The sequence below is a fragment of the Marinobacterium jannaschii DSM 6295 genome, from assembly GCF_000620085.1.
Lineage (GTDB): Bacteria > Pseudomonadota > Gammaproteobacteria > Pseudomonadales > Balneatricaceae > Pontibacterium > Pontibacterium jannaschii.
Genome location: NZ_JHVJ01000004.1, coordinates 60,350 through 78,515, shown reverse-complemented (window position 1 = coordinate 78,515; position 18,166 = coordinate 60,350). Strand labels below are relative to the sequence as shown.

14 protein-coding genes are annotated in these 18,166 nt (G+C 55.2%); 5 read left to right on the top strand and 9 right to left on the bottom strand.

Annotation, left to right across the window (positions count from 1 at the left end; translation table 11 throughout):
* Positions 1–6 precede the first annotated feature (6 nt).
* On the bottom strand, positions 7–1,290 hold the full coding sequence (locus Q354_RS0102060; RefSeq protein WP_027856166.1) for a tryptophan--tRNA ligase: 1,284 nt from the start codon (positions 1,288–1,290) through the stop codon (positions 7–9).
* A gap of 150 nt (positions 1,291–1,440) precedes the next feature.
* On the opposite strand from Q354_RS0102060, the gene Q354_RS0102055 reads away from it, so the two are divergent.
* Both Q354_RS0102055 and yaaA read left to right on the top strand, forming a co-directional pair.
* On the top strand, positions 1,441–1,674 hold the full coding sequence (locus tag Q354_RS0102055; RefSeq protein WP_027856165.1) for a DUF2789 domain-containing protein: 234 nt from the start codon (positions 1,441–1,443) through the stop codon (positions 1,672–1,674).
* Between the two features lie 187 nt (positions 1,675–1,861).
* Positions 1,862–2,638, top strand: a complete 777-nt coding sequence (gene yaaA, locus Q354_RS0102050; RefSeq protein ID WP_027856164.1) for a peroxide stress protein YaaA — start codon at positions 1,862–1,864, stop codon at positions 2,636–2,638.
* 185 nt (positions 2,639–2,823) lie between these two features.
* Here yaaA and Q354_RS0102045 read toward each other — a convergent pair whose 3' ends face one another.
* From Q354_RS0102045 to Q354_RS0102030, 4 genes are read right to left on the bottom strand one after another with little or no spacing between them, the layout of a single operon-like run.
* Entirely contained in the window at positions 2,824–3,720 is an 897-nt protein-coding gene (locus Q354_RS0102045) for a Tim44 domain-containing protein (protein ID WP_027856163.1), read from the bottom strand.
* Positions 3,721–3,779: 59 nt separating this feature from the next.
* Positions 3,780–4,676: a DMT family transporter gene (locus Q354_RS0102040; RefSeq protein ID WP_027856162.1), complete on the bottom strand. Its 897-nt coding sequence runs from the start codon at positions 4,674–4,676 to the stop codon at positions 3,780–3,782.
* Positions 4,677–6,386, bottom strand: coding sequence for a potassium channel family protein (locus Q354_RS0102035; protein WP_245600967.1), 1,710 nt, complete (start codon positions 6,384–6,386; stop codon positions 4,677–4,679). It lies immediately after the preceding gene.
* A gap of 20 nt (positions 6,387–6,406) precedes the next feature.
* Positions 6,407–6,790, bottom strand: a complete 384-nt coding sequence (locus Q354_RS0102030; protein ID WP_027856160.1) for a DUF6394 family protein — start codon at positions 6,788–6,790, stop codon at positions 6,407–6,409.
* A 274-nt stretch (positions 6,791–7,064) separates the two neighbouring features.
* Between Q354_RS0102030 and Q354_RS0102025 the strand changes: the two genes are divergently transcribed.
* Positions 7,065–9,917, top strand: a complete 2,853-nt coding sequence (locus Q354_RS0102025; RefSeq protein ID WP_051559815.1) for an insulinase family protein — start codon at positions 7,065–7,067, stop codon at positions 9,915–9,917.
* Between the two features lie 89 nt (positions 9,918–10,006).
* Here Q354_RS0102025 and Q354_RS0102020 read toward each other — a convergent pair whose 3' ends face one another.
* Positions 10,007–10,441, bottom strand: coding sequence for a hypothetical protein (locus tag Q354_RS0102020; RefSeq protein ID WP_027856158.1), 435 nt, complete (start codon positions 10,439–10,441; stop codon positions 10,007–10,009).
* Entirely contained in the window at positions 10,441–11,901 is a 1,461-nt protein-coding gene (sbcB, locus tag Q354_RS0102015) for an exodeoxyribonuclease I (protein WP_027856157.1), read from the bottom strand. The genes Q354_RS0102020 and sbcB overlap by 1 nt, the downstream gene beginning before the upstream one ends.
* Positions 11,902–11,984: 83 nt before the next feature.
* On the opposite strand from sbcB, the gene Q354_RS0102010 reads away from it, so the two are divergent.
* Positions 11,985–12,410, top strand: a complete 426-nt coding sequence (locus Q354_RS0102010; RefSeq protein ID WP_027856156.1) for a YchJ family protein — start codon at positions 11,985–11,987, stop codon at positions 12,408–12,410.
* Positions 12,411–12,831: 421 nt separating this feature from the next.
* Positions 12,832–15,657 carry a DUF349 domain-containing protein gene (locus Q354_RS0102005; protein WP_027856155.1) on the top strand — a complete coding sequence of 942 codons (2,826 nt, stop codon included), beginning with the start codon at positions 12,832–12,834 and terminating at the stop codon, positions 15,655–15,657.
* A gap of 125 nt (positions 15,658–15,782) precedes the next feature.
* Here the strand turns inward: Q354_RS0102005 and phbB are convergent, their stop codons facing one another.
* Both phbB and Q354_RS0101995 read right to left on the bottom strand, forming a co-directional pair.
* A complete protein-coding gene (gene phbB, locus Q354_RS0102000) occupies positions 15,783–16,532 on the bottom strand; it encodes an acetoacetyl-CoA reductase (RefSeq protein ID WP_027856154.1) in 750 nt (249 codons plus the stop codon).
* A 244-nt stretch (positions 16,533–16,776) separates the two neighbouring features.
* Positions 16,777–18,141, bottom strand: coding sequence for an MATE family efflux transporter (locus tag Q354_RS0101995; protein WP_027856153.1), 1,365 nt, complete (start codon positions 18,139–18,141; stop codon positions 16,777–16,779).
* Between the last annotated feature and the right edge of the window lie 25 nt (positions 18,142–18,166).

Here is an 18,166-nt window from a genome sequence, read left to right as displayed (position 1 = left end):
GGCGGTTTACCCCAGATATTCAGCCAGCTCTTCGCGCAGCAGTTCCAGCTCGTTTTCAGCTTTCTGCTTCGCTTTCTTCTTCAGCGTTGCTACTTCTTCTGCTTTAGCGGCAACGATGGCCTGAGCTTCTGCCGACTTGTCTTCCGCCGCGGCAACCTTGTCCAGCATCGGTTTCAGCTGCATCAGAATGGCACGACGGCGACCGGCTTCCGCACGGGCGATCTGCTCGGCAGACTTCTCTTTTTTCTGAGCTTCTTCGGTCTTATCCTGCGCCACATAGGTCAGCGGGCGGATGCCAGCGGCGATACGCACCTGCTCCAGCATAGGCGCTGAGAATTCACGCGCTTTAGCCGCCCCTTTATTCAGCACCTGCTCAACCTCGCCCAGATCGTTCATCAACTCATTGTAGCGCTGACGTGGTGCGCTCAGCTGGCTGTCGAGAAACTCAAACAACTCGGTCTTGGCATCACCCCAGCCGATTCCGTTGGCAAACTTATCGGCCATCTCGGCCGTTTGCTGTTCGCTCGCGAAGCAGCTGTACAGCTGGTAGATGGTGTTGTCTTCCAACGGCTTCGGCTCGCCCGGCAGACGGGTGTCGGTCTTGATCTGGTTGATCAGCTTACGCAATTCGTCGGCACTGCAGAACAACGGGATGGTGTTGTCATAGCTCTTGGACATCTTACGACCGTCCAGTCCCGGAATCAGTTGAGTCTGTTCGTCCACGACCGCTTCCGGCAGGTTGAACAGGCTCTTATAGGTGTGATTAAAGCGACCGGCGATATCACGCGCCATTTCGATATGCTGGATCTGGTCTTTACCCACCGGGATACGGTCGGCATTAAACATCAGGATATCGGCCGCCATCAGTACCGGGTAGCTGAACAGTCCCATAGTGACGCCATCGTCCAGGTCCTGCTTACCGGCATCGCGGTTCGCATCCACGGAGGCCTTGTAGGCGTGGGCGCGGTTCATCAGGCCCTTGGAGCACATGCAGGTAAGGATCCAGGTCAGCTCCGGAATCTCTGGGATATCGGTCTGACGATAGAACACTGCCTTATCGGTATCCAGCCCCAGCGCCAGCCAGGTGGCGGCAATCTCACGGGTAGAGCGTGCGACACGCTCCGGATCGTGGCACTTGATCAGGGCGTGATAGTCCGCCAGGAAGAAGTAGCTCTGGAAATCCGGGTTTTCACTGGCCTCAATGGCAGGCTTGATCGCGCCCAGATAGTTGCCGATATGGGGGGTGCCGGTGGTCGTGATACCGGTTAATACAGTCTTCTTATTACTCATGAATCCTTCGTCTCAACCAAGTTCTGTGCAAACAGCAGGCGGCTATCATACCCCAATTTTTCAGGCCGCACTGCCCCCGCAGTTTGACAGACCATTCATCCTGACCAAAACTTGATGTCAGGGTTATTAATCGCCTCAGAGGATGCTGTAATGGATACCTCAAGTCATACGATCAATACGCTGTTCCAACAGCTGGGTCTGCCCAGTAGTGATCGCTCGATCGATCAGTTTATCGCCACTCACCGGCTGTTCAGCAATAAGATCGATATCACTGAAGCCACATTCTGGACCCCCGCACAGGCCGGCTTCCTGAAGGAAGCGCTGGAGTCCGATTCGGACTGGTGCGAGGTCGTCGACGAACTCAATATACGGTTACGTAACTAACTCAGATTCTGATTCAATTCCCATCAAGCCAGTCGTTTCACCCTCTTCGGGCCGGTAGTCTCCGGCCTTTTTTGTTTCCGGTCGCAGCGGTATGATTCAGCCTAAAGAGGCTTTCGCTCAGTCTGTCCACCATCAGCCTGACTGCCGGATGCTGTTCACTCTTCGCCAACGGATCTGAACACCCACTATGCTGACAGTTATTTCACCTGCCAAAACGCTGGATTACGAAACCCCGCCAATTACCGAGACGGCCACGCTGCCGGAGTTTAGCGACCACTCCGCCGAGCTGATCCGGCAGCTGCGTGAGCTGTCGGTGCAGGACATTGCCGTCCTGATGAAACTGAGTGACAAACTGGCAGCCCTCAACGTCGCCCGCTACGAATCCTGGCAGCCGGAGTTCACCCGGGAAAATGCCAAGCAGGCGTTACTGGCGTTTAAGGGAGATGTCTACACCGGTCTGGATGCCGAGAGTTTCAGCGAAACGGATCTGGAATTCGCCCAGCAGAACCTGCGCATGCTGTCCGGCCTCTATGGCCTGCTGAAGCCGCTGGACCTGATGCAGCCCTACCGGCTGGAGATGGGCACTAAGTTCGCCAACAGCCGCGGCAAGGACCTGTACGCGTTCTGGGGTTCGATTATCACCGAGAAGCTGAACGAGCTGCTGGCGGAACAGGGCTCCGATGTGCTGGTCAACCTGGCTTCGAACGAATATTTCAAGGCGGTAAAGAAGAAGGAGCTGAAGGCGCGGATCATCACGCCGGTATTCAAGGACCAGAAAAACGGTCAGTACAAGATCATCAGCTTCTATGCCAAGAAAGCCCGCGGCCTGATGAGCCGTTATATCATCCAGCACCAGATCAGCGACCCTGAGCAGCTGAAGGACTTTGACCTGGAAGGCTACCGCTTTGCAGAGACGATGTCGGAAGGCGATACCCTGACCTTTATCCGCGACCACGCCGAGTAAGCGTTTTCCGGGATGCGCCGCGAAGCGATAATGCCCGGCACAGGTATCAAAGGGCTTCGCTGTCCGCTACCCATTCAGCGCAAAACAGTTAAGGAGCCCGAGAGACGGCATTCACTGATAGCAGTTTCGTTAAGATATAAAAAAGGCGGATCAGTGATCCGCCTTTTGAATTTCACGACAGCAGGTTACTGCTGTTCGATACCCACGATAAACCAGTCTGAGTTCTGCTCAGTGGTATCACGGGAAAGGTGCCAGGTTTCGTTAAACTCAGTGGTTTCGTCACCCTCTTCCTTCAGCCAGCCGTAGAAGTTGATGCTGACAATAACGTGATCGTTGTTGTCGATAAAGTTAACCAACTCCGCCATCACTGAAACGACTTCAGTGTGCTGTTGCTCTGGCAGTTTGGCGCGCTCTGCTTTCAGCTGCTCCAGCAGTTCGGCTGAGGTATAGGTCTTGATCTCATCCCAGTCGCAGTTATCCCAGGCTTTCTGCAGCAATGTGAAGTGCTGGCGGGCGCCTTCAACAAAACCTTCTTTGTCGAACCACTGCGGCAGTTTCAGCTCGTCACCGGAGAAGCCGCCACCGTTGTAGGCAGGCATTGGCGAGAACTTAGGTTCCTCTGGCTGGGGCTGTGGCGCTTCGCGCTTCATCGGCTCAGGACGGATCTCATACTGCGCATTACCGGTGGCGTATTGCGGCTGACGTTGTTGTCGGAACATCGCAAACAGCTTGAAGCCGATAAAGGCCAGCAACCCGACCAGCAGGATGTCCATAAACTGGATGCCCTCGAAGGCACCACCGGCAAACAGCGCCGCCAGCAAGCCACCCGCCAGCAGACCGCCCAGCAAGCCGCCCATCAGGCCGCTTTTCTTCTTAGGCTGAGCTTGAGTATTATTGGCCGTCTGTGAAGTCTTCTGCTGGCTGGTTGCAGAATCAGTCGAACTCGGTGAAGTTTTCTTAGGGGTTGAGTAGGATTTACCCAGGGAAGAGCCACCACCAAAACGCTTCTTGGCTTCAACCTGATCGACTGCCAGGGTAAAGGTTAGAAATACTGCCAGCAGACTGGCTACCAGTGTCCGCATAAAAACTCCTGTCTCTTGTTCTTTCTCGTTGGATTTGGAACAGATATCTGCGTTTATGGTTATCGGTGTCGTCGCAGAATCTTCAGTGCATCGGCGATCAACGCCAGATAGATGCCTGTGAATATTAAAGCGACCCCATATAAATGGAAAGCATAGATCTGCTCACCCAGCAGTAAAGCTGAGAGTATGAGGCCAAACACCGGCAGTAAATGTATAAAGAGGCCGGCCACGGGGGCACCCAGCTGCTCCACTCCTTTATTCCAGAAGATATACGACAGTATGGACGGAAACAGAGCCATATAGAGGATGGTCGCGATACTGCCCTGGCTCCAGTGAATCTCGGCACCCTGTCGCAGCTCATAGTAGCTTAGCGGTGCCAGCGTAAGTACAGCCACCAGCACCGTGACGCCTAATAAGGTCAGTCCATCCAGCTCTGCCGGTCTCCAGCGCAACGCCACAGAGTACAGAGCCCAGACAACCACCGCCCCCAGAATCCATATATCGCCCGGGTTAAACGTCAGTGCCGCCAGGTTTTGCCACTGCCCCTTCGACACCAGGAAGCAGATCCCGGCAAAGGAGATCAGTACCCCCAGCCATTGCCGCCGGGAGACCGGCTGTCTCAAGCCCAGCGCAGAGATCACCAGAATCAGTATCGGAATAAAGGATTGCATCAGGGTGGCATTGGTGGCCTGAGTGTCCTGCAGACCGAGGTAGATCTGAGTATTAAACCCGGCCACGCCGACCACTCCGTAGAACACCAGAATCTTCCAATGCCGGCGGATAACGGCGCGTAACCGCCAGAACCGGGGAATAAGCCAGGGGGAGATAAGTATGAACGCCAGTGACCAGCGCATAAAGGCCATCGTGACCGGCGGCAGTTCCAGGTGCATCGCCCGGGCCACCACAAAGTTGCCGGCCCAGAACAGCACCGTAAACACCAGCAGCAGATAGGCCATCTATTTTTTCCTGTTGGCGTAATAATCCAGCAAACGAGCCAGAACATTGTGGCTGCGCTCCTCACCGGTCATCACGTATTGCAGTACGTTGTAATTATTGACAGTCCACTGACTGCGTCCAAACGCCTTCGACAGGCCGCAGAACAGCACCTCATCCCCCAGCTGCATACTATGCAGCTCACCTGGCAGCATAAACAGCTCGCCCTGGCGCCGCATCAACAGCGGGAAAGCCTTCAGGTTTCGTTTGCGGTCACGCGGATCTTTCAGGAACAGAGACAACTTGGGTGCCATCCCTTCTGCAATGGCGGTGCACAGTGCCGGGGTATTCTCTTCGCTGATGGTAAATGACCAACTATCCAGCTCTTCATCGGTGCTGATACTGGCCATGCGGTTAAGCAGGGTATGCGCCCAGACGTCGTCATGTTGCAGCGCCTGTTCGATAAATACCGGCAGCAGCGGGGTTTTTATCTGGGCCAGAATCCGATTGGCAATAATGCGCCCGGGCTCCATGACGAAATCGGCGCGCGAATTTTTGAACACCAGGCTGTTGGCATCGATATTCTGGCGTACCACTGTGACCAGCTTCGGATTCAGTTCACGCGCTGTCATCATAATCGACAGGTTATCGGCATCATTTCCGGTACCGGCGATAATGCCGACGGCATCCCCCACTCCGGCTTCAATCAGGGTTCGGGCTTCTGTACCCACCCCTTCGATCAGGTGCGGCAGATGTGCCAGGTGACTGGCATCCGGGTCGACGACGGTCAGCGCCACTTCATCCTCATTGAATTCCCGGTACAGCGCGCGGCCAAAGCGTCCGTGCCCACAGATAATCCAACGCCCCTTAGTTCGCTGGTAAGTACTGGCCAGCGGCCGGTGAACCGGATTGAGCAGCCAGTCATAGACCAGGTGCATATAAGGGGCATGGGCCGCCAGAGAGAGATACTCGGCATAGGCCCGGAACGGATCGACCACCAGATCAGTACCAAAGGATTGCAGATTGGCGGTAGTGATATCCGATTCGGTGCGGCTGATCACCATCCGGCCCGGCATCAGCAGTTTGCTGGCGATGGCGATCGAGAGATTGACCTGATCGCTGTTGGTCAGGGCCAGCACACCGATACAGTGACGATGCTGTAAGCCGGCATCGTCCAGTACATCGGGTAGCGAAGCATCAGCCACCAGCCCCGGCACCGGCAGCTCCAGCCCGGCCATTTCCAGGTTATCGATGCGCTGATCATTAATATCCACCACCACACAGAGAAGGCCGCGCCGGGAAAGGCTGCGCACTACGATGCCACCCGTCACGCCATGACCACAGACCAGGTAGAACGGCTGGGCGATCTTTCGCACCCGGGCGGCAAACGAGCGCCGGCGCATTACGCGACTGAGTACCGGTTCCTGCAGCGCCGCCAGGGTGGCACCGATGCCATACAGCCAGGCGATTACGGTGCCATAGATACAGACCATCGCCCACATGCGCTGGCCTGCAGTAAAGGCATAGGGAATCTCACCAAACCCGATGGTAGACCCCATAAAGGAGACGAAGTAGAAGGCGTTAAAGAAGCTCATCCGGTAGGGCTGGCCCTGATCGTCCATACCCGGTATCAGCACAAACCCCAGAATCGAAATCGTATAGACCGTAATCAGCGTGATGAGCGGCATACGCAACCGCCGCAACAGCAGATAGATAGCATCGTTCTGCATCATGACTGCAATGCCCGTCCGGGTTAACGACGCACCATAATGGTCTCAACCATCAACAGGACCACCGAGATAACATTTGCCATCAGCGCACCACCGGTCAGAGAGACCACGCTGGACATATGCTCCGGCGTCATGCCTACCATCGAGACATTTTCGGCATAGCCCCAGATCGCTGCGGCGATTACCAGCTGCAGGTCCGCGACCAGCGAGGTGGCCAGCATCAATGCCCCCAGGTGGGTTCGGTCACCAAACTTCAGTACGGTACAGACCATGCTGACGGCAATGGCAGCGAAAAACTCATAGATATTGTGATGGGCGGGATTGTCGATATCCCCGAGGAAAAAACCGAAGTTCAGCGTCATCGCCAGAACGATAAAAAATGCGAAAATAACCTTCTCTTTGTTCATGGCGACCTTCCTTCGGCACGTATAGCGGCAATCTGACAATGGCGCGATTCTAGCACTCCGGCGCCGATCTTCCATGACTTCCGGCAGAACCATTTTACATTCAGCCGGTCTACCGTTTACTTTTAGCCTTATGATCGATAGAACTAACCCTGATTCAGATATAACAAATCAACCACTGAATAATTATTAGACAGTTCTTGAGTGTTCATTTAGGATGGTGAACTTTACCCCTGCTAACATTCTCAGGAACACTTCAGCCCAGAGGCCCCTGAATATGACCCGACTGAAGCAACCGAACACTCTGAAATACCTGCTGCTCTGCCTGCTGTTTTTTATGGCAAAACTGGCCCACGCCAATGTGCAGAAAAGCCCGAACGATCATCGCGAATACCTGGCGTTCTCCCTCAAAAACAATCTGAAAGTACTGGTTGTTTCTGATCCCCAGGCAAAAAAAGCCGCTGCGTCAATGGATGTTGCGGTCGGTTCCGGGGCTGACCCGGCCGGTCGTCAGGGACTGGCCCACTTCCTCGAACATATGCTGTTTCTGGGCACGGAGAAATACCCGACAGCCGGCGAGTATCAGGAGTTTATCCGCTCCAGCGGGGGCAACCACAATGCCTACACCTCATTTGATAACACCAACTATTTCTTCGACGTAAAGGCCGAGCAGCTGCCCGGTGCGCTGGATCGCTTTTCACGTTTCTTTATCGATCCGCTGTTTACGGAAGAGCTGGTAGATCGCGAGCGTCACGCGGTTTACTCCGAATACCAGTCAAAGTTACGGGATGATGGCCGCCGCGCCTATGCCGTCAGTAAACGCGCCCTGAATCCGGCTCACAGCTACAGCAACTTTTCTGTCGGTAGCCTGGAAACCCTGGCCGACCGCGAGAACAGCGCGGTACGGGATGATCTGCTGAAGTTCTACCAACGCTATTACTCGTCCAACCTGATGGCACTGGTAGTGCTGGGACCGCAGAGCACCGAAGAGCTGAAACAGATGGTCACCAGCCGCTTCAGTGATATCCCGGACTTCTCAGCCAAGAAATTTGTTAACAGCGAGCCGCTGTTCCTGAAAAAGCAGTTACCAGCACAGCTGAACATTAAAACCATTAAGGACCTGCGTAGCCTGAGCCTGACCTTCCCGGTGGCCGCCGTGCGCGATCACTGGCGCACCAAGCCGCTGTTCTACATCAGCAGCCAGATCGGCTACGAAGGTGCAGGCAGCCTGCTGTCTGAATTGAAACGCCGCGGCTGGGCCACCGGCTTCTCCGCATCCACCGGCCACGATCTGATTAATGATGCCTCGTTTCAGGTTCAGATCGCCCTGACCAAGTCCGGTATGAAACATTACCAGCAGGTCACCTCGCTGTTCTTCGAATATGTTGAGATGATCACAGCGGAAGGTGTAAACCCGGCCTTGTACGAAGAAGAACGCCAGCTGAGTGATATCCGCTTCCGCTTTCAGGAAGGCAGCGAACCGATGCGCTACGTCGGCGCACTGGCGCGTAATCTGCAACGCTTCCCTGATAAGCATGTGATCGACGCCGGTTACCGCTTCGAGCGCTATGACCCGGCCGGGATCAAAAGCTACCTGAACGCCATTCAGCCCGAGAATATGCTGCTGACTCTGATGGCGCGTGACCTCGAGACCGACCGTAAGGAGGAGTGGTATGGCACCAAATACAGCCTGAAACAGCTGGATCAGGCCGCAATCGCCTCGCTGACCACTACCGTCGCAGCTAAGCAACTGGCTGCCCGCCAGGCGAATCCGTTCGTAGCACAGGATCTGGCGCTGAAGTCGCCGTCTCAACCGACAGACGGCCCGGAGGTGATACTGCGCTCTGAAGGCGTCACTCTGTGGCATCAGCAGGACAGCACCTACAAGATTCCGAAGGCCGATTTCTTCTTTACCGTGATGACCAGGCAGGCCAATGCCAGCGCCAGAAACGCGGCACTGACCTCGCTATACACCCGCATGGTACAGGAACAGCTTAACGAAACGCTCTATGATGCCTATGTGGCAGGGCTGAGCAGTAAGATCTACCCTCACCTGCGCGGTTTCAGTGTGCGTATCTCTGGCTATAACGATAAGCTCGATCGACTGCTGCAAGACGTGATCAGCGGCCTTAAGCAGCCCGAGTTTGATCAACAGCGCTTTGCCGACATCCGCCAGCAATATATCCGCAGCCTGAAAAACAGTCGGCGCGACAAACCCTACAATCAGACCATTAATGAGATTTTCCAGCTGCTGCTGCCGGAATGGTCTGAGGAAGATAAGCTAAGCGTCGCCGAAAACCTGACACTGGAAGACCTTAAAGCCTTCGTACCACAGCTGCTGGCAGAGACCGAGCTGCGCCTGCTGGCACATGGCAACCTGCAGCAGCAGGATGCGGTCGAGCTGGCCCAGGTGGTTTCAGGCACATTGTTTGAGGGCGCCCGTCCGGCCCGCGCAGAAGAGACCCCGGTCGTCCGCTTGCAGAAAGCCCGTAACCTGGTCCAGACACTGGAGGTTGATCACAACGACTCCGCCATCAGCGTCTATTTCCAGGGCGATGATACCAGTCTCGATACCCGTGCCAAATACGCGCTGCTGAGCGAACTGATGGCCTCTCCGTTCTATAACCGCCTGCGCACTGAAAAACAGCTGGGCTACGTTGTCTTCGAAACACCTCTTCAGCTGCGCCGTGCTCCGGGACTGGCCTTTGTTGTCCAGTCTCCGGTAGCCGCGCCAACCGAGCTGGAAAAACACATCAACGGCTTTATCAGCGGTATGCAGGCTCAGCTGGACGAGCTGGATGAGCAGCAGCTTGAGCGCTACAAACAGAGTGTGGTTTCACGTGTGATGAAGCGGGAGAACACCCTTACCGAACGCTCTGCACGCTACTGGCGTGAAATCGACCGCGACCAGGCTAACTTCAATAGCCGGGAAGAGCTGGCGGCAGCCGTCCAGGCCCTGTCGCTGGCCGATATCAAGCGTAGCTTCCGCGAGATGGATCAGCGCCGGCTCACGGTTCGCAGTTTCGGTAACAAACACCTGGCGGAGGCCGACCAGCAAGAGATCGCCAGACGCTGCGATGCCGATATTCAGGCCCTGAAAGTCGCCGGCGAGTTTATGCCGGAAGCCTGAGCCTCCGGCAGATTCGCTGCGGCACCCGATCCGGACATTAAAAAACCTGCCAGCTGGCAGGTTTTTTAATGTCCGCAATCCCGATAAGGCTAGCGCAGCCGAATCGGTAACTCGATACGCGGCGGCATCTCCGGCTTCTTCTCCTCCGGGCAGTCGCCCAGCAGGATACAGCGAGACTTGATTACATCGATAGCGATCTGCTTGAAGATCCTGTCCTCTCCGGTCAGCCTGATCTTTCGCTCGCCCTCTTTGGTGCGGATCACATTCGGCCGGTCTTTGTAAGGCACCACCACCGGAGTTGCCAGATTCTTAGGGATCTTCTGCGGCAGAATTTCATCCATCACCTCACGGTCGAAGGTGCCCCGCTTCAGCCCTTCATAAGCAATAGCACCATGACGATATTCGGCACTCTGTCCGGGCAAGGTGAGACGATAGGGAATCGGTACTTCATCCGCCGCATCAGCTGCCCACAGCGCAGGGCTCAGACAGCTCAGAATCAGGCAAAGGGTACCGGAGCCTTTCATCAGTAAAACTCATCTCCCATCGGATAGATTGATTCCGCATAGATCGCCAGCTCTTCCAGAATGGTCCGGTCCCTGGCGCTCAGATCAGTGTCAGTATAGAGCTCATTCAGCCGTTCGTAGTACTTGGCAAACGTCAGGAAGCCGTTACCACCACCTTCCAGTAGCTTCTGCTTACGATATTCCTCCCACTGCACGCGCTCCTCGTCAATCAGCGTTGCCGGGAAGTTACGTGCCTTATAGCGCAGCAGCATCTCTTCCAACCGGGCATCCTGAAATCCCGGATCCAGTTGCATCAGCTCTTCAGGCGACGCATTTCGAATCCGTTCCATAGCCGACCGGTCACTGTCGCCAAAAAAGCCGCCGCTGTAGATCATCAGATCAGGATCATTATCGGCTTCAAAGCGGTTTTCATTAAAGACCTCAGCAACCTTTTCCCGCAGGCCATCAGAGCCACGCAGCATCTGCAGGTGGGTGCGACAGATGTCCCCGTCGATATTGAGGCGCTGTGCCTCCGCCGTATTCAGCATCCCGGCCGGTGCAACGATCGGGCATTTGTTGATATGCAGCTGCTTCAGGGCGATCCGTGGAGCCCCCTCCGCCATATCAGCCCGCGCGGTATAAAGCAGGCGACGAATCTCCTCCACCGGCAGATCCAGCAGGGCACGCGGATCTTCCCGCAGGTCCCAGACGATCACGCCATTGCGATTGGTCGGGTGATTGGCCAGAGGTGCCACGATGGCGCAATTACCCCACTCCGCAGGATACCTCGAAGACACATGTAAGACCGGTTTGTAGGTGCTCACATCGATCATCCGGCCGATTGCCTGCTTACCCCGGTTATTCAGCACATACTCATAAAGCTTGGGCTGCTTATCCCGTACCAGTTTCGCCATCTCAATCGTGGCATAGACATCCGACAGGGCATCGTGGGCATTGCCATGATCGATACCATTCGCCTTGGTCAGGTCTTCAAGACGCAGGCTGGGAGTGCCGTCCTCATAAGTGGGCCAGTGAATGCCTTCCGGACGTAAAGCACGGGTCAACCGCATCATATCGATAATATCCCAGCGCGAGCAGCCGTTTTGCCATTCCCGGGCATAAGGGTCATAGAAATTTCGATACAGGGTGTTTCGGGTGACTTCATCATCAAAGCGCAGACTGTTGTAGCCGACGCCACAGGTGCCCGGACGCGCCAGTTCCAGATGCACCCGGCTGATAAACTCCGCTTCGCTAACCCCTTCACGCAATGCATCCTGCGGCGTGATGCCCGTAATCAGACAGGCGTCCGGATGCGGTAACAGGTCATCCGCCGGTTTACAGTAGAACATCACCGGCTCTTCGATGATGTTCAGATCAGCATCGGTACGGATGCCGGCAAACTGCATCGGACGATCACGACGCGGATCTGCTCCGGACGTTTCATAGTCATGCCAGAAGAAGGTAAGCGGGGCCTGAGCCATAAATTTCCCTTAGCGGATAGATGAAGACAACAGTTATACTTGCGAGGTGACCAGATTAACATTTCAGGGTTGAGGGATCACCAATGTTGCATAACCTAGACACCAGCAAAACCTGCCCCTGCGGATCAGCCAAGCCATTTGCCTTCTGCTGCGAACCGGCAATCGAAGGACAGATGCCAGCTCCGACGGCTGAAGCGCTGATGCGTTCACGTTACACCGCTTTTGCCCTGGGCGCAGTCGACTACCTGATACAGACCACGGCACCTGAAAAGCGCAGCGCGGATGACGCCGCGATCATTACTGAACAGGTTAAATACACTAACTGGCTGGGCCTGCAGATTCTCCAGAAGCATCGGGGCGACAAAGAGGATGCCACTGGTGTAGTGGAGTTTGAAGCCAGGTATGAAGCCGGTGATGAGAGTGGCGTTTTGCACGAGAGGTCCAACTTTCGTCGCGAAAACGGTTTCTGGGTCTATGTCGATGGTGATGTAGAAGTTCACACCTGCTGAATAATATTCAGCTAAATGTATGATTTCTGCTATCTATAGCAAATATCGATATAAGCTTCTGAGCCCCTGCCCAACGGCCGCCGCCCTGCTCTGCCGGCCTCAGCCGTTATCGCCGCAGTAGCAGCATAATCGCCCCATATTCGGAGCCAAAGAGCTGGATCTGGCCGCCAGAGTGATCTGGCGCCTACACCTTCAGCGTAAATGTTGCAAGATTGACTTAATTGCTGGATTGAATAGGATTACAGCCCCCGTCGAATAGTGGTTCTGTAAGCACCACTTCGTAATCTTCAAATGTTACAATTCGGCCTGATATAAAAATAATACGCGCAGCACCGGGGAAAGTGGGTTTAGGCTTGCAATATCAATAAGTTAAAAGGGTTAAAACCCTGAAAGCCATCGCAGGACGTCAGCGCTAGTACCTATGTTTATATTGAAACAGTTCTTCAAACCTAAGTGGCAGAGTAGTAATCCTGAAGCGCGTATTCGCGCCGTCGTTCGCCTGAGCGACAGCGATCCCGACCGTACCGAAATCATTTCACGAATTGCCCTTGAAGATCAGAGCGCCCCGGTTCGTAAGGCCGCCATCGAGCGTCTCGAAAGCCTGGATCTGCTACTGCGTGTCTATCGCCACGACCAGACTGAAGAGAACCGCCAGACCGCGGCTGCCCGTACCTGCGACCTGCTCCTGAAGAGTCCGGATATTACCGAAGACAAACGTCAGGACGCGATTCGCAATATCAGTTCGCCCGACATCCTGACCCGCTTTATCCTGCATGCCAATAACAGCAGCCTGCAGGAGATCGCGCTCAACCAGATCAATCAGGATGAACACCTGATCACCCTGCTACTGAACAGCAATAAGGTTCAGCTACGCTGCAAAGCCGCCGAAAAGATTGAAAACCCTGAGTTGCTTGAAAGCCTCAGCAAAGAACTGCGCGGCAAGGATAAAAGTGTTCATCGCATTCTGCGCGACAAGCTGAAGCAACTTCGCGACGCTGAAAAGCTGCAACAGGACAAACAGCAGGCCCGACAGGAGCTGCTGAGCACTATCGAACAGCTGAGCCAGTCTGAGTATTATCCACAATACGCCGCCCGCCTGAACGCACTGATTCAGGAGTGGGGCAAACAGGCCGGCGATGCAACCACCGAGCAGGCACAGACATTCGCCCGTGCCCGAGAGCTGAGCCAGCAAAAAGTAGACAGCTATCAGGCGCAGCAGGCTGCCAGTCGCGAGCTGGAACAGCAACGACAAGCCCTGAAAGAAGCACAGCAACAGCTGTGCAACGATGCCGGGCAACTTCTGACCGAAACAACCGACCCGACCAGCGACCTGCAGCAGCAGACTGCACAGCTGAAAGCGCTGAAGCAGCGCGCAGAAGAGCTGGATAACCGCGACAAGTCCGTCAGCCAGCTGCTGAGCAACTGCCGCAATAACCTTGAAGCAAGAACCCGACTGACAGAGCTGCAGCCGACACTGGAAGCACTGCTGTCCGAGTCAGCCCCGGACAAGAGCAGCCCTAAGGCCCTGCGGCAACAGCTGAAAAGCTGTAATAATCTGCACAGCAAGCTGAACTGGCCATCACAGATTCCCCAGCCCTCGGTTCTTAAACAGCTGCAGGCACTGATTGGCCGACTGGAGCAACAGCAGGCCGAACTGAAAAAAGCCGAGAAACAACAGCAGCAACAGCTTGAACAGCTTCTGACCGAGTGGTCTCTGGCCATCGAAGCCGGTGAGATTCGTAACGCCGACAAGATCCGCAAACAGGTCGAGCCGCAACTGCCGGCCAGACTCAGTGGCGCGCTGGATAACCGGGTGAAATCGCTGCAGGCTCAGCTTCAGGAACTGAAGGACTGGCAGGGCTACGCGGTACTGCCTAAGAAAGAAGCCCTTTGTGCTGAGATGGAACAACTGATCGACTCAGAGATGCTGCTGCCGCAGCGGGCCAACCGCATCCGCCAGCTTCAGCAACAGTGGCGTGAACTGGACTCCACAGACTCACATCACTCACATACGCTCTGGAAACGCTTCAAAGCGGCATCTGACCGCGCCTACGAGCCCTGCGAGAATCATTTCAGCGAGCAGCGTGAATTACGCCAGCGCAACCTTGCAGCCCGTAAAGAGATCTGCCAGCAGCTTGAAGGTTACCTGAACAGCATCGACTGGGATCAGGTTGACTGGAAGGCCCTGGAAGAGATCCTTAAGGTGGCAAAGTCTGAGTGGCGTAACTTCAGCCCGGTGGACCGCGCCCCGGGCAAAAAGGCGCAGGAGCGCTTTAATAAGCTACTGCAAAGCCTGGAAACCCCTTTCAAGGCGTTTCGCGAAAAGAACCGTGACAGCAAGCAGGTGCTGGTCGAGCAGGCCCGGCAATTGCTGGACAGCGAAGACCTGGCCGCGGCGACCGAAGAAGCCAAGCAATTGCAGCACCAGTGGAAGCAGGCCGGTGCCACCTTCCACAGCCAGGAACGAAAACTCTGGTCTGAGTTCCGCCAGTACTGCAACCAGCTGTTTGACCTCTACCACCAGCAACGTCGCCAGCATTCGGATCAGAAACAATCGGTTCGCGAGCAGGTTAACGCCATCTGCGATCAGCTGGATACCCTGCAGGAAACCCCACACGGCCTGACCCAGATGCAGCAGCAGCTGCTGCAGGCGAAAAGCCAGCTGGGCGAACTGAGCAAAGAGGGCCACGAAGTCGATAACCAGCTCAGCAAGCGCTTTGATGCCGCACTCGCGTTTATCGATCAGCAGGAGAGCGCCATGGCCTCCCTGCAGAGTTGCGAATTCCGAACGCTTGAGCAGAAAATCGAACTGTGTCAGCAAATCGAAGCTGCCCTGCTTGAGGGCCACAGCGGCGATCTGGACAGCCGCCTGGATGCTGAAAAGCAACAGCTTGATACCTTGCCGGCGACTTATGCCCCGCTGATGCAGCAGCGCTATAATCTGCTGGCCCAGTTGGCCGAAGCTCCGGAACAGCTGGAACAAGCTGTCGCCGAACAGGAACCGGTGCTGAGACAGCTTTGCATCCGGCTGGAAATCGCGCTTAACCGACCTTCCCCGATTGAAGATCAGGCCCTGCGAATGGAATATCAGATGCAGCGGCTGCAACAGGCGCTGGCACAGCAGGATGAATCGCCCGATTTGACGGCGATAAAGAAACTGGAATACGAGTGGCAATGCGCTGCGTTCAGCAGCTGCTTTGAAGACCTCGAACAGCGCTTTACCAGCCTGCTGAACGAGCTGGAGTAACCTTAAGGCTGGCTCGGTCAACACCGAGGTGGCACGACTTCAGACCAGGCCAGTGGCCTGATACCAATAGAGCAGACATAAAAAAGCCAGCGCAAGCGCTGGCTTTTTTTGTTCTGATCCGCAGATCAGGACATATGCAGACCACCGTTGACGGAAAGGTCCGCGCCGGTGATGTAGCCAGACTGGTCATCAACCAGGAAGGATACAGTGCGACCGATCTCTTCAGGGGTACCAAAGCGGCCAACAGGAATACCGGAACAGATCTGATCCTGAACTTCCTGAGCGATTTTAGCCACCATAGCGGTTTTGATATAGCCCGGAGATACAGTGTTAACTGTCACGCCCTTACGGGCAACTTCCTGCGCCAGAGCCTTAGTAAAGCCGTGGATACCCGCTTTTGCAGCAGAGTAGTTACACTGACCAAACTGGCCTTTCTGGGCATTTACAGAGGAGATATTGATCACGCGGCCCCAGCCCTTGTCGATCATGCCATTGATCACCAGGCGGGTCATATGGAACATGGAATCCAGGTTTGCACTCAGGACTTCGTCCCACTGCTCCCAGCTCATCTTCTTGAACTGGCCATCGCGGGTAATACCGGCATTGTTAACCAGAATATCCACGCCGCCGCCGGCAACTTCAGCCACCGTGTTAATACACTCGGCACAAGAGTCGGCATTCGTCACATCACCATAGGCTACCAGAATATCGTAGCCATCCTTTTTCTGTTGCTCTTGCCAGGCCAAAGCCTTCTCATGGTTACCGCCGCTGTTATAGCCAGCAACAACCTTAAAGCCCGCATCAGCCAGCGAGCGACAAATTGCAGTACCCAGACCACCGGTACCACCTGTTACGAGAGCAATTTTCTGACTCATATTCACATCCCTTCAGGTATATGTTGTGAATTGTATTTTTGTAGTTGTTATCTTTTATTGGTACGTTCCTTGACCTCAGCTGATCATAATACCAACAGCGCAGTTAAATAATATAACTTTGGTCGCTATTTCTGCTGACCCTGATCATTAAGATCAGTTTGACAGCCGGATATCTCGATCTATCGCCGGGTCAGTTCAGACTACAAACGGGATATGAACAATCAATGACAGCCTTTGTGGATACTTATGACGATTCCTGAGTCGCGACAGAATCCGCCAGGCGATTGAGGTGGCGCCTGATCCAGAAGGCGGCCACTGCTGCAGTCAGCATATTCGCCACCACCAGGCCGATAAACATGCCCTGCAACCCGGCCAGGTAACCACCCAGCCAGGCCAGTGGAACATAAAGCAGAAACAGGCGGGTCACGCTGATCCGCATCGCCCGCATGGGCTGATGCAGAGCATTGAAGCTGGAAGCCGAAAGGAAGGTCACCGCCTGAAAACCAAAGCCCAGCGGCACAATCCAGATCCAGAGCCGAATCAGCTCCTGCACCTCAGCCTGATCACTAAACAAACGGGCGACCGTACCCGCCGACAATATCAGCAGCAGATAGATCACGGCCTGCAGAACCAGGGCAAAGCGCACCGACAGCAACCATGCCCGGGCAACACGCGCCGTCTGACCAGCACCATAGTTCTGACTGATAAAGGGCGGCAGAGTCATAGACAACGCCAGGCAGGCCAGCAGCGAGAGAGACTCCAGCCGGGTGCCCACCCCAAAGGCCGCGACCGCCTCAGCGCCATAACTGGCAACAACCGCTGTCAGGACACCACTGGCCAGCGGAGTCATCATATTGGAAAGCGCCGCAGGTAAACCGATCTTCATCACCTTCAGCCAGTGACGGCGCAGACGCGTCAGCTCCAGCGCCTGCAGGATCAGCAGCTTTTTGTGATGGTAGAGGATATGCAGGGCCATCAGCGTGGTAATCCCCCAGGCAATGACACTGGCTATCGCCGCCCCCTGTATGCCCAGCGCCGGTACCGGCCCCCAGCCGAAAATTAGTAACGGATCAAGTATCAGGTTAAGCACAGAGGAGAATGCCATTATCTTCGCCGGCGTTTTCGTATCACCGCTGGCTCGCATGGAACTGTTTGCCACCATATTGACCACCAGGAACACCGCTCCCAAGAGCCAAATTGACATATATTCCTGAATCGTAACCAACAACGTGGACGGCGCTCCCATCAGGGTGAACAGCGGAGCACTGAGCAATTGCATTCCTGCGGCGATTAGCAGTGTCAGCAGTGCCGCCAATAACAGATTATCACTGGACAGAGAGCTGGCCTGAGCCTGATCACCACTACCAATCAGCTTTGCCAGTGTCGCCGAGGTACCGATGCCCAGGCCGATCGCCAGACTGACCACACTGAACGTCACCGGAAAGGTAAAGCCAAGCGCCGCCAGTGGTGCAGTACCCAGCTGCCCGACAAAATAGACATCAGCAATATTGAACAGCATCAGGCTGACTATCCCCATCATCATCGGCAGGGTCATTCGAACCAGCACGGAGCCAATCGAATCCTTTAACAGATCAGTTTTTACGGGCATAGGGAGTCTCTGTCAGCGCGCTGCA